Below are 12577 nucleotides of genomic sequence, written 5' to 3'. Positions count from 1 at the left end.
TTTGAGTTATTTCTTTGATTTTAAGATTATTTTAGCATTTATTATTTCATTTGGAATAGCATATATTATAGGGCCAATGCTGCTTCCGATGTTAAAAAAATTAAAATTTGGACAAACCATACGTGAGGATGGTCCAGCATCTCACCTAGTTAAAAATGGTACTCCAACAATGGGTGGAATTATTTTTATTATTTCTGTTGTGCTTACTGTGATAATATCCGGTAGATATAGCAATGAAATTTGGTTTGCTCTAAGCTTTATGCTTTTATTTGGATTAGTTGGTTTTTTAGATGATTATATTAAGGTTGTACTTAAACGTTCGCTAGGACTTAGAGCATATCAAAAAATAATACTTCAGTTTTTATTTGCACTTATTTTAGCGATTTACCAAAAAAATACAAGCCCTATGGGAACACAGCTTATAGTTCCATTTTTTAGGGACATTACTTTAGATTTAGGGATATTATATGTGCCTTTTCTTGTATTTGTAATAATAGCTATCACAAATAGTGTAAACTTAACTGACGGGTTAGATGGACTAGCAAGTAGTATAACCTTTGTAGTTGCAACCTTTTTTACTTTGATGGCTATTTATACAGGATATGGTCATTTGGCAATTTTTATGGCTGCCGTTTCAGGAGGCTGTGTAGGCTTTTTAAGAGTTAATAGCTTTCCTGCCAAGGTGTTTATGGGTGATACTGGCTCTATGGCACTTGGTGGAGCAGTTGCAGCCGCAGCAGTTATATTAAATCTATCACTACTTGTACCTATAGTAGGATTTATTTATTTTGCAGAGAGCTTATCTGTAATCATTCAAGTATTTTCATTCAAAGTTTTTAAGAAAAGAGTGTTTAAGATGAGCCCTATTCACCATCATTTTGAGCTTTCTGGATGGAAAGAAACTAAGGTAGTGAAGGTTTTTTATTTGGTTACTATAGTTTTATGCTTTATCGGAATATTTGCGATATAAAGGAGAACCTCTATGAAAAACAATATTATAATTGTGGGACTTGGAAAAACGGGCTTTTGTGTTTTAGACTATTTTATTAATCAAGATGTAAATATTCAAGTTTTTGATTCTAAAACAGATTATGATTCTGATAAAATAGTTAAACTTTCTTCAAATAGAAATGTAATTTTTAACTTAGGAAAGAATCCTACTGGAGATGAAGAAGCTGATATGGTTGTCATGTCTCCTGGAATTTCGCTTGACCTAGAGTTTGTAAAAAAATTTATATCAAGAAATATTGAAGTGACAGGTGAAATTGAGCTTTCATATAGATATGGAAAGGGCAGATTTGTTGGAATTACAGGGACTAATGGTAAGACCACAACGACTACTTTGGTTGGGGATATATTTAAGGCATATAAATCAGATACGAAGGTAGTTGGAAATATTGGATATCCAGCACTTGAGCAGGCAGTTGTATCAGACGCTGATACTTTTTTAATTACAGAGCTTTCTAGCTTTCAGCTTGAGTCAATTAAGACATTTAGACCATGTATTTCAGCTATTCTAAACATTACTGAGGATCATCTAAATAGGCATAAGACTATGAGCGAGTATATGAAAGCTAAATTTAGGATTTTTGAAAATCAATCATCTGATGAATTTCTCGTTTTAAATTATGATGATGAACTGCTTAGACTAAGTCAATCTGAAATTAAACCTAAAATAATTTATTTCAGCAGAAGGGAAATTCTAAAAGAAGGAATTTTTGTTGAAAATGAGCAAATAGTTGCTTGTATTGGCAATACTAAAGAGTATATTATGGATGTGAAAGATATTTTACTTCTTGGTCAACATAATTTGGAAAATGTTCTAGCTGCTGTATCGATAGCGGTACTAGCAGGGATAGATAAATCTATCATAAAACAGGAAGTAATGAATTTTAGAGGCGTAGAGCATAGATTAGAGCTTGTTAGAACTTACAACGATGTAAATTACATAAACGATTCAAAAGCCACAAATCCAGATTCATCAATTAAGGCTTTAGAAGCTATGAATACACCTGTTATTTTAATAGCTGGAGGAATGGACAAGCAAAGTGATTACTCAAGCTTTATTGATTCATGCATTCCAAAAGTCAAGCACCTTATTTTGCTAGGAGAAACAAAGGATGTTATAGAAAAAACTGCAATTTCAAAAGGCTTAGGAAACATTACTAAAGTAGAGGATATGAAACAAGCAGTAGATGTGGCTTTTTTAAAGGCTAAAGAAGGAGATACTGTACTGCTTTCCCCGGCATGTGCTAGCTGGGACATGTATGAAAGCTTTGAGCATAGAGGAAAAGATTTTAAAAACTGTGTACTTAGCTTATAGTTAAAGGGAAAGACTTCTGTGGCTGAGTAGCAATCCTTGGTTTTTTAAATAATCATATTTCCTAAAAATAATATGGGTGGTAATTATGGAAAAAAACATAAGAAAATCTTCAGGAAATTTTGATGCTTGGATATTTTCTCTTACAGGTATTTTAGTTTTATTCGGTACCATAATGGTTTTTAGTGCGAGCTATGTTCAATCAGGGGTCAAACATAATGACCCTTTATTTTTCCTTAAAAAAAATATTGTATTTTCGATAATAGGCTTTGCAGGCATGCTTTTCGTATCAAAAATTAATTATAAAGTTTATAAAAAATATGCCCTTCCCCTTATGGGCGTAAATATTTTATTATTGCTTATGACTAGATTTTCTCCACTAGGCATAGAATTAAATTATGCTAAGAGATGGCTTGATATTGGTTTTTCTACTTTGATGACATCAGAGGTTACTAAGTTTGCTTGTATTATAATGACAGCTACAATCATAAGCAATAGAAAAAACCAAATAAACAACCTTGGCACTATAATTCAGCCATTTATTTATGTAGGGCTATCGGTCCTGTTAATAATAATTCAGCCGGATTTATCAACTAGTGTTACTATTTTGTTTGTTACCTTTGGAATGCTTTTTATTGCTGGTATGCATTATATCTACGTAGTTGGAATAGCTGGAATGGGAATATTTGGAATCGTACTTCTGATTTTATTTGAACCCTATAGATTGAAGAGATTTACTACATTTCTAGATCCATTTAAAGATCCTCTTGGAAATGGTTATCAAGTAATACAATCTCTTTATGCTCTTGGTTCAGGAGGGATTTTCGGATTAGGGCTAGGCAAAAGCAGACAAAAGTTCTTTTATCTTCCAGAACCCCAAAATGATTTTATTTTTGCAATTATAGGAGAAGAGCTAGGCTACATAGGAGGTATTTTTGTACTTATATTATTTGCATTTCTAATTCTAAGATGTCTTCAGCTTGTTGTGAAAGCTCCTGATATGTTTTCTTCTATGCTAGTTGCTGGGATAACTCTTCAGATAGGAATTCAGGTGCTTATTAATATTGGAGTTGCTACCTCTTCTATACCAAATACAGGATTGCCACTGCCATTTATAAGCTATGGAGGAACATCACTGGTGATTTTTATGTGTGCTATGGGCATAATACTAAATGTGTCTAGATACTCAAAATGATTAATAGAATTTTTTATATAAATTATGAGATGTTGAAATAAAGGAGAAAATTTAATGAAAGTAATAGTTTCAGGGGGAGGAACTGGAGGACATATATATCCAGCTCTATCCATAGCAAATTCTTTTAAGGTCAATAATCCAGACTGTGAAGTGACCTATATAGGAACGCCAAATAGTCTAGAAGAATCTATTGTGCCTAGCTATGGATACAAATTCATACCTATTGAAGTAAAGGGATTTCAGCGTAAGCTCTCTTTAGAAAATATAAAGCGTTCATATAAGCTTATAAGCTCTATTTCTAAGGTGAGAAAAATTTTAAAAGAAGAAAAACCAGATATTGTAATAGGTACAGGAGGTTATGTTTCTGGTCCTGTTGTTATGATGGCTGCGCTTATGGGTATAAGAACTGCTATACATGAGCAAAATGTTTTTCCAGGAATAACAAATAAGCTACTTGGGAAAAAAGTCAATAATGTGTTTTTAGGCTTTGAAGAGGCAAAGAAGTTTTTTGATTCTAAGAGCAACCCCGTGTTCGTTGGAAATCCAGTTAGAAATGAAAATTTTTCTATGACAAAATCTGAAGCTAGAGAAAAGCTTAACTTAAAACAAGAAAGCTTTATTCTACTAAGTGTTGGAGGAAGCGGAGGGTCTAAGAGTCTTAACAAAGCAATAAGAGATATGATTCCACAATTTGTTACTAAGGATGTAGTTGTGATACATGCTACGGGCAAGTTCCATTATGATACCTTTGCTGAAGGTTTCAATATTGACGATTACAAAGAAAATATAAAAATATATCCATATATAGAAAATATGGGTACTTATATGGCAGCAGCAGACGTTATTGTGTGTAGTGCTGGAGCTATAACGCTGGCTGAAGTCAATTATCTTGGGAAGCCTAGTATAGTAATTCCTAAAAAGTATACTGCGGAAAATCATCAAGAATACAATGCAAAAACAATTGAAAGCGCTGGAGCTGGATTTTGCGTATTAGAGGATGAGCTTTCTGCTGAGGTACTTAGGGAAAAACTATATAGTATTATGGAAGATGATAAGCTTAGACAAGCTATGGAAGAAAACAGCTTGAGCTTATCGAAGGAAAATCCTGCTCAGCTGATTTATAATATTTTGATGAAGAAAAGTGAATGATATGGAAAGAATCAATATAAGCAAAAAAAATATAGTTATAGGGATATTTGCATTCTTGATTTTGACTGTTTTTGGATATTTATTTCTACCTTATTTTTATTTTGAGAATGCAATTGTATTAGGGGAAACTAGCCTATCAAAAAAAGAAATATTAGAGCTCTCTAAAATAGATAAGGATAATAATATTTATAAAATTAGCTTGAAGGCAGCAGAAGGTAACATAAAAAGTAATCCTTATATAAAAGATATAAAAATTAAAAGAAAATTTCCAAAGACACTTATTTTTTCTATAAAGCAGAGATTTGAGTCAGCTGTTATACCTGTTACTGGAGGCTATGCAATAATAGATGAAGAAGGAGTTGTCCTTAAAATTCAAACAGATGTTGCATCTATGCAAAAACCAATAATCAGTGGAATAAAACCAGTTAAAGTTCAGCTAGGGAAGAAAATCCCAATAGAAAATGAAGAGCAATTTACAGCTATACTTAGTATGATTTCAGTTTCTCAAAATGCAAGATTACTTGAAAGCATATCCGACATAAACTTAAAGAATCTAGAAAATATATATATGACAACCGCAAATGGTATAACAGTGCTTCTAGGTGATGGAACTGGACTTAATGACAAGATGCTTAGATTAAATAAGATTTTGGTCGACTTGCACACTAAAGGAATCCACTATGGAGTAATTGATATGAGATATAATAGCAATCCTGTGTATAGGGAAGGATAGATTTAGTATGAAAAAGGAAAAGTTAATTTTTCTTATTTTTAGCTTTATAATTGGTATTACAATTGCCCTACAGCTTAAGAGTATAGATGACTTGACAGGTGGGGTAGCTTCGTCTCAAAAGTCCAGACAGCTTCAATCGGAGCTTAAATCTCTTAGAGACAAGAAAATAGGTCTAGAACAAGAGCTACAGGCATTAGAATTGAAAGCCAAGGAGCTAAAGGATTCTGAACTTCAAGAAGATTATATGGAGCAGGAGCTAAGAAAGGAAATTGATAAATTTGAGCTCATGCTAGGTCAAAAGGAAGCTATTGGACCTGGAATCGTAATTAAATTTCAATCGTCAGATCAAGACTCTCAGCAAACAGCTCTACTTACATATAATTATGAGCTTTTACTTTCAGTTATCAATAAGCTAAATGCTTCAGGAGCAGAAGGTATTGCTATAAATGAAGAACGGTATGTAAATACTACTTTCTTTCAACTAGTTGGAGATAAGCTTTATGTCAATGGGAATCCTATTTTTGAGCCTTATGAAATAAGGGCAGTAGGGAATCCAGATACTATGGAATCGGCATTAAACTTAAGATATGGAGTTTTATGGGAAATTCGAAAACACTATAACATAAATGCTAGTATAGAAAAAAAACCAGAACTGAAATTGCCAAGGTTCACGAAAAATGTTGAATTTAAATACTCTATGCCAGTAGAAAATTAAGGGTGAGGAAATGTCAGGTAATAAAACAAAAATAAATATGTTGGTTTTTATGACTTTTCTGCTGGGGATTATTTTAGTGCTTCAAATAAAAAGTGTAAGTTCTACACATGGATTAGTCACTCTAAAATCAATCCAGGAAATAGAAGAGCAGATTGAAGTTGAAAAAAACGAAATTATAAATCTTAATAATTTAATTAATCAAAAAGAAGATGAATATAAACGATATGAAGATGAGCTTGACAATAGTGGCTCTATAGTTCCAGTACTTCAAGAACAAAAGTTTATGATGGCTGACATTTCTGGAAACACAGATATTAAGGGCAGAGGAATTGTAGTAGAAATCAGGGATAGTAATAGAGAAATAAAGGATGGAGAAAATCCAAATAACATAATCGTGCACGACCAAGACGTGCTTCATATCATAAATGATCTCAAGCTTTCAGGTGCTGAGGCGATATCAGTAAATGGACAAAGGCTTCTTTTTATGTCTGAGATAAGATGTAGTGGACCAACAATTACCATAAATGGAAAAACTTTTGGACAACCTTTTGTTATTGCAGCTACTGGTCCTCTAGATGAGATGAAGCAAGCTATTACCGCGCCAGATTCATATGCCTACTTACTAAAAAGTGTTTATGGCATAGGAATAGATTTTTTTACAGAAGAAAGCTTAACTATACCTAAGTATAGCAAGAATATTAATTTTAAATATCTAAAGGAGGCACAGTGATGATTTGGGCCATTATTGGATTAGCACTAGGTGTTGTAGTTGGTTATTATGTGCCATTTACTTACCCTGATAACTATTCACTTTATGTTTCAGTAGCAATACTTGCTGCGATGGATTCGGTATTCGGGGCTATAAGGTCATCTATGGAAAACACCTATGATAATCTTATGTTCATTACAGGTTTTTTTACTAATGCAATACTAGCTGGATTTTTAGCATACCTTGGAGACAGGCTAGGGGTACCTTTGTATTATGCTCCTATTATTGTATTTGGAGGAAGGTTATTCCAAAATTTCGCATCTATAAGAAGACTTATTTTTAACAAACTTTATGCATCAAAAAAGAGAACAATGACAAAAGAACTAGAATAAGTTAAAATAATATTATATATTATTTTGCGCAAATACTAGTTTATAGATTATAATAAAAGTATTAAAATGACGAATAGTAATTTTAGGAGGGCATGCCATGCTACAATTTGATATTAGTACCAATGACAGCAAAGAAAAAATAAGAATAGTAGGTGTTGGCGGCGGTGGGGGTAACGCTGTTAACAGAATGATTCATGCAGGAATAGTAGGGGTTGAATATATAGCTGTTAACACAGACTCTCAGGCTCTTAACAAATCAGAAGCGGAATCAAAACTTCAAATTGGAGAAAAGCTGACTAGAGGGTTAGGTGCTGGAGCCAATCCAGAAATTGGAGAAAAAGCAGCTGAAGAGAGTGTAGAGGATATAAAAAATACTCTAGATGGAACAGATATGATTTTTATTACTGCAGGTATGGGAGGCGGAACAGGAACTGGAGCAGCACCTGTTGTAGCTAGAATAGCAAAAGAATTAGGCATACTTACAGTAGGAATAGTTACTAAGCCATTCTTTTTTGAAGGACCTCAAAAAATGAAAAAAGCAGAAAAAGGAATTGATGAGCTTAAGAAGAGCGTTGATACTTTAATTGTTATACCAAACGACAGAATATTGGAAATCTGTTCTAAAGATACAAAAATGGAAGATGCTTTTGAAATGGCAAATGAAGTACTTAAGCAAGGCGTTAAAGGTATTACAGACATAATTAAAGTACCTGGACTTATCAACGTAGACTTTGCCGATGTTAGAACTACGATGCTTGACAGAGGAATTGCCCATATGGGTACTGGAAAAGCAAAGGGAGAAAACAGAGCTCTTGAAGCTGCAAAAGCTGCTATTCATAGTCCATTACTTGAGACTACTGTTAAGGGCGCAAAAGCTGTGTTATTAAATGTTACTGCATCTAAGGATACCTTTACAATACATGAGTTTAATGAAGCTTCTAAGTTTATTACTGAAGCAGTAAATAGAGATGATTCTGAAATAATAGTTGGAACAGCGTATAGTGATGATGCAGGAGACGAAATAAGCATCACTGTTATAGCAACAGGATTTGATGGACATCCAGGAGGGCTGGAATCAAAGACTTTTAATCTGCTTGATGAGGCTGAAGTGGTTGAAGAGGAAATATTAGCAGAAGAGGAAGAACCAAAGGAAGAAGTAGAAAGTCTTGAACTTCCGCCATGGTTAGTTAGAACCAACAAGAAATAAACTTTTACACATGACCTGAAAAAGTCTGTCTCATTTTGAGTAGACTTTTTTCTTTACTAATTTAAAAATTTTGAGGTGGATGAAATGAAATGCCCTTATTGTGATTTTGATACATCAAAGGTTGTTGATTCACGACCTATTGAGGAAGGTAATTCCATAAGACGAAGAAGAGAATGTGAAAATTGTAAAAAAAGATTCACTACCTATGAGAAAATTGAGCAAGTAAATGTAATGATAGTTAAAAAAGATGGAGCAAGAGAGTTCTTTGATAGAGAAAAAATTTTAAAGGGAATAATTAGATCCTGTGAAAAAAGACCGATATCAATAAAGCAGATGGAAAATATAGTTACTGATATAGAAAAAGAAATAGTAAACATGATGCAAAGAGAAATTTCCAGTGAAGAAATTGGAAATCTTGTTATGGATAAGCTCAAAGATATAGATGAAGTTAGCTATGTTAGATTTGCTTCGGTATATAGACAGTTCAAGGATGTAAACAGCTTTTTGGATGAACTGAAAAATATAATAGAGGAAAAAAGCAGAAAATAGCTCATATTTATTTACAAACTTAACATGAGTTTTACAAAACAAGGTTAAATTTCATATATACTTGTGCTAGAGTGATTGGAAAATAGCATGGAGGTTGACTATGAATAAAAAAGTATTAATTGTAGATGATGAAGAAAATATAGTTGAGCTTTTGAAGTTTAATATGGAGCTTAAAGGATACAAAGTTGAATATGCCTACGATGGAGAAGAAGCTTTAAAAAAGGCGAAGGATATAAAACCAGGATTAATTTTACTCGATTTGATGCTACCTATTATGGATGGAACTAAGGTTTGCAGTAAAATAAGAGAAGATGAAGAATTAAAAGATACACCAATAATTATGCTTACGGCTAAGAACATGGAAAAAGACAAAATTTATGGTCTTGAACTAGGTGCTGATGATTATATCACTAAGCCATTTTCTATAAAGGAATTGATGGCTAGAGTAAAAGCTGTCACTAGAAGATATGCAGCTCCGAGCCAACCTATTATGGACACAAGTTTAGAAATAAGTGAGCTTTATATTGACATGGAAAATTATGAGGTTTTTAAAAGAAATGAGAAAATTGATTTAACCCTAAAGGAGTTTGAATTATTAAAACTTCTTGCTTTAAATAGAGGAAAGGTTTTAACTAGAAATTATCTTCTGGATAAAATATGGGGATATGAATATTTTGGAGAAACTAGAACTGTAGATGTCCACATAAGGCATTTGAGAAAAAAAATTGAGGATAACGATAAAAAACCTCAGTATATAGAAACTATAAGAGGAGTGGGGTATAAGATAAAATGACAATGGAAGCCATTATGAATGTTTTAGTTTTTCTGTTAGCAGCAGCGACTATTCTAATGGGCAAGTATACTCTTTCACTTAGAAGATATGTAAAAGAGCTAGGAAAAGCTTATGATGAAGTAACTAAGGGAAATTATATGGCCCAGATAAATTCATCATTTTCTGGAGATTTAGGTAAGGCTGGAAAAAGCTTTAACCTTATGACTAAAGAAATATATGGTAATATAGAAACACTCAAAGATAGAAACTCAAAGCTTAAAGCAATATTAAAAAGTATATCAAATGGTATAGTTGCAATAGATAAAGAACAAAATGTACTTCTTATGAATAAGGCAGCTAAAAATATCTTTGATTACCATGAAACTGATTACGAAGGAAGACCTTTCGAAATGATAGTAAAGGATCAGAGATTGCTTTTATGTATTTTGGATTTGTTTCATAAAAGAGAAAGAGCGCATACCCAGCTTCATCTTGGAACGGTTGATTATAAAATAAATGTAGATCCAATTAGACTTGATGACAATGATAAGATTGTAATAGGGGCTATAGTAAATATCGAAGACATAACAGAGAGAATAAAGCTTGAAACAATTAGAAGTGATTTTGTTGCAAATGTTACTCATGAGCTCAAAACTCCACTAACTTCAATAAATGGCTTTGTGGAAACCTTAAAATCAAACGCTGGAATCAATAAAGCTATGAGAACAAAATTCTTAGACATAATTGAGGTTGAATCCAATAGGCTTCAAAGATTAATTGATGATATATTAATATTGTCATTTATTGAAGGTAATAAAAGCCATTATTCAAATGAACCAGTAAATTTCGCTGATACAATAAATGAATGTATCAATTTAGTTTCAGAAACAATAAAAGACAAAAATGTAACAATAGATTTCAGCCCTATAGATAATCAGATATATTTAAAATCCAATCCAGATTTGATGAAGCAACTGATACTGAATCTTATAGACAATGCTATAAAGTATTCTAAAGAAGAAGGCTTTGTAAGGCTGACACTGCTTGAGGATTCGAAAAAGGTTCTTTTTTCAGTTGAAGATGATGGAATAGGTATACCAAGTGAAGATATTGATAGAATTTTTGAGAGATTCTATAGAGTTGATAAAGCGAGAAGCAAAAAAGTCGGAGGAACGGGTTTAGGGCTTGCAATTGTAAAGCATATAGTGTTAAACTTAAATGGTAATATAAAAGTTCATAGTGAGCTTAATAAGGGAAGTAAATTTATTATTGAATTTCCAAAAAACGATAAAGATGACTCCAAATAACGATTGAGTTTATTGGAGTCTTTTTTTGCATTAATGCCAAAAGGGCGCTAGTGTGGTATATTAGTATGTAGTTGAATATTGGAGTGGATGAATGTGGAACTAAAAAAAATGAAGTTTGAAAACAAAATAACTAAAATAGAGCCAGATTCTATTGCAGAGGAACTAGAAATAGAAGTAGGAGATATCCTAGTTGCAATAAATGCACAAAAAATTGAAGATATAATAGAATATCAGTTTCTTGAAGCTGATGAATATATTGAGCTTGAAATAGAAAAGCAATCTGGAGAACATATTATATATGAAATAGATAAGGATATAGATGAAGCCTTGGGCTTGGAATTTGAAAATCCAATTATAGATTCAGTTAAAACCTGTAGAAATAAATGTATTTTTTGCTTTATAGATCAGCTCCCAGAGGGTATGAGAGAAACACTATACTTTAAAGATGATGATTCTAGGCTTTCGTTTTTGCAGGGAAATTTTATAACCATGACAAATATGGGCGATAAAGAAATTGATAAAATGATAAAATATAGAATAAGCCCTGTAAATGTGTCGGTACACACAACAAATCCAACACTTAGAGCAAAGATGCTTGGCAATAGATTTGCAGGAGATGTACTAGATAAAATGAAACGACTTAAGTCTGCAGATATAACCATGAATGCTCAAATTGTACTTGTGCCAGATGTAAATGACAAAGAGGAGCTAGATAAAACCATAAATGATTTAGCTAGCCTATATCCTCAGCTTAACAGTGTTGCTATAGTTCCAATAGGAATAACAAAGTACAGAGAAAATTTATGCAAGGTTGAAATTTTTGACAAAGAATCAGCAAACGAAGTTATAAATCAGATTGATAAAATTCAAAATGAGCTATTGGCTAAATTAGGAACTAGGTTTGCTTTTCTATCTGATGAATTTTATGTGATGGCAAATAGAAATCTTCCAACAAAAGAAGCTTATGAAGGCTATGTGCAATTAGAAAATGGAGTTGGGCTTATATCGAAATTAGAACATGAAATTTATGAAGAACTTGAAAAAACACCTAAATATCCTATAAATAGGCATATTTCTATAGCGACAGGAAAAAGCGCTTTTGAGTTTATAAATAGTATGGCTAAGCTCATCATGAAAGAATTTGAAGGGCTAAAAATTGATGTGCATATGATTAGCAACGAGTTTTTTGGCGAAACCATAACAGTAGCTGGATTAATAACAGCTAGTGATATTGAAAAACAGTTAAAGGACAAGGACCTTGGGGAAGAACTAATTATACCAAGAAGTATGATGAAAGCTGATGAAGACATTTTTCTGGATAATATTACTTTAGATGAACTCAAGCAAAGGCTTAAAATTGAAATTGTCATATCAGAGGTTGAAGGAAGAGACTTTATAGATAAGCTTGTAGGAAGAGTACAAAAGAATTAGGAAAATATATAAGGGCAGTTTAATGCCAAAAAGAAAAGCTTTTAATAGCTATTACCAAGATTGTCTTTTTAGATGAGGGTTTGGTGTTTGAATGTATA

Annotated in this window: 13 protein-coding genes; all 13 read left to right on the top strand. The window is 32.6% G+C overall.

The window, feature by feature from the left end:
* Position 1 precedes the first annotated feature (1 nt).
* Positions 2 to 970 carry a phospho-N-acetylmuramoyl-pentapeptide-transferase gene (gene mraY / locus CLOST_RS09590; protein WP_013362110.1) on the top strand — a complete coding sequence of 323 codons (969 nt, stop codon included), beginning with the start codon at positions 2 to 4 and terminating at the stop codon, positions 968 to 970.
* A gap of 12 nt (positions 971 to 982) precedes the next feature.
* Positions 983 to 2323 (top strand): UDP-N-acetylmuramoyl-L-alanine--D-glutamate ligase, encoded by a 1341-nt coding sequence (gene murD, locus CLOST_RS09585; protein WP_013362109.1) that lies wholly within the window; start codon positions 983 to 985, stop codon positions 2321 to 2323.
* 85 nt (positions 2324 to 2408) lie between these two features.
* Positions 2409 to 3515, top strand: coding sequence for a putative lipid II flippase FtsW (gene ftsW, locus CLOST_RS09580; RefSeq protein WP_013362108.1), 1107 nt, complete (start codon positions 2409 to 2411; stop codon positions 3513 to 3515).
* A 54-nt stretch (positions 3516 to 3569) separates the two neighbouring features.
* Positions 3570 to 4664, top strand: a complete 1095-nt coding sequence (gene murG / locus CLOST_RS09575) for an undecaprenyldiphospho-muramoylpentapeptide beta-N-acetylglucosaminyltransferase (RefSeq protein ID WP_013362107.1) — start codon at positions 3570 to 3572, stop codon at positions 4662 to 4664.
* 1 nt (position 4665) lies between these two features.
* Positions 4666 to 5397: a cell division protein FtsQ/DivIB gene (locus tag CLOST_RS09570; protein WP_013362106.1), complete on the top strand. Its 732-nt coding sequence runs from the start codon at positions 4666 to 4668 to the stop codon at positions 5395 to 5397.
* Positions 5398 to 5404: 7 nt separating this feature from the next.
* Complete coding sequence (locus tag CLOST_RS09565; protein WP_013362105.1) at positions 5405 to 6112, top strand: DUF881 domain-containing protein; 708 nt, start codon at positions 5405 to 5407, stop codon at positions 6110 to 6112.
* 10 nt (positions 6113 to 6122) lie between these two features.
* Complete coding sequence (locus CLOST_RS09560) at positions 6123 to 6842, top strand: DUF881 domain-containing protein (RefSeq protein ID WP_013362104.1); 720 nt, start codon at positions 6123 to 6125, stop codon at positions 6840 to 6842.
* On the top strand, positions 6842 to 7213 hold the full coding sequence (locus CLOST_RS09555) for a small basic family protein (RefSeq protein WP_013362103.1): 372 nt from the start codon (positions 6842 to 6844) through the stop codon (positions 7211 to 7213). Before CLOST_RS09560 ends, CLOST_RS09555 begins: the two co-directional genes overlap by 1 nt.
* 97 nt (positions 7214 to 7310) lie before the next feature.
* Entirely contained in the window at positions 7311 to 8420 is a 1110-nt protein-coding gene (ftsZ, locus tag CLOST_RS09550) for a cell division protein FtsZ (RefSeq protein ID WP_013362102.1), read from the top strand.
* An 84-nt stretch (positions 8421 to 8504) separates the two neighbouring features.
* Positions 8505 to 8969 carry a transcriptional regulator NrdR gene (gene nrdR / locus CLOST_RS09545; RefSeq protein ID WP_013362101.1) on the top strand — a complete coding sequence of 155 codons (465 nt, stop codon included), beginning with the start codon at positions 8505 to 8507 and terminating at the stop codon, positions 8967 to 8969.
* 100 nt (positions 8970 to 9069) lie between these two features.
* The gene (locus CLOST_RS09540; RefSeq protein WP_013362100.1) at positions 9070 to 9762 is read left to right on the top strand and encodes a response regulator transcription factor; all 693 of its coding nucleotides are present in this window, start codon (positions 9070 to 9072) and stop codon (positions 9760 to 9762) included.
* Entirely contained in the window at positions 9759 to 11048 is a 1290-nt protein-coding gene (locus CLOST_RS09535) for a sensor histidine kinase (RefSeq protein WP_049779791.1), read from the top strand. Before CLOST_RS09540 ends, CLOST_RS09535 begins: the two co-directional genes overlap by 4 nt.
* A 93-nt stretch (positions 11049 to 11141) precedes the next feature.
* On the top strand, positions 11142 to 12479 hold the full coding sequence (locus CLOST_RS09530; RefSeq protein ID WP_013362098.1) for a DUF512 domain-containing protein: 1338 nt from the start codon (positions 11142 to 11144) through the stop codon (positions 12477 to 12479).
* The last annotated feature ends 98 nt before the right edge of the window (positions 12480 to 12577 follow it).

Origin of the sequence: Acetoanaerobium sticklandii, from assembly GCF_000196455.1 — a bacterium.
GTDB lineage: Bacteria > Bacillota > Clostridia > Peptostreptococcales > Filifactoraceae > Acetoanaerobium > Acetoanaerobium sticklandii.
Note: the sequence above shows the minus strand (reverse complement) of the source record. Positions and strands in the feature narration are given on the sequence as shown.

Excerpts from the sequence above, each read along its gene's own strand:
- murD (WP_013362109.1), top strand. The coding sequence starts at position 983 with ATGAAAAACAATATTATAATTGTGGGACTTGGAAAAACGGGCTTTTGT.
- ftsW (WP_013362108.1), top strand. The coding sequence starts at position 2,409 with ATGGAAAAAAACATAAGAAAATCTTCAGGAAATTTTGATGCTTGGATA.
- murG (WP_013362107.1), top strand. The coding sequence starts at position 3,570 with ATGAAAGTAATAGTTTCAGGGGGAGGAACTGGAGGACATATATATCCA.
- CLOST_RS09570 (WP_013362106.1), top strand. The coding sequence starts at position 4,666 with ATGGAAAGAATCAATATAAGCAAAAAAAATATAGTTATAGGGATATTT.
- CLOST_RS09565 (WP_013362105.1), top strand. The coding sequence starts at position 5,405 with ATGAAAAAGGAAAAGTTAATTTTTCTTATTTTTAGCTTTATAATTGGT.
- CLOST_RS09560 (WP_013362104.1), top strand. The coding sequence starts at position 6,123 with ATGTCAGGTAATAAAACAAAAATAAATATGTTGGTTTTTATGACTTTT.
- CLOST_RS09555 (WP_013362103.1), top strand. The coding sequence starts at position 6,842 with ATGATTTGGGCCATTATTGGATTAGCACTAGGTGTTGTAGTTGGTTAT.
- ftsZ (WP_013362102.1), top strand. The coding sequence starts at position 7,311 with ATGCTACAATTTGATATTAGTACCAATGACAGCAAAGAAAAAATAAGA.
- nrdR (WP_013362101.1), top strand. The coding sequence starts at position 8,505 with ATGAAATGCCCTTATTGTGATTTTGATACATCAAAGGTTGTTGATTCA.
- CLOST_RS09540 (WP_013362100.1), top strand. The coding sequence starts at position 9,070 with ATGAATAAAAAAGTATTAATTGTAGATGATGAAGAAAATATAGTTGAG.
- CLOST_RS09535 (WP_049779791.1), top strand. The coding sequence starts at position 9,759 with ATGACAATGGAAGCCATTATGAATGTTTTAGTTTTTCTGTTAGCAGCA.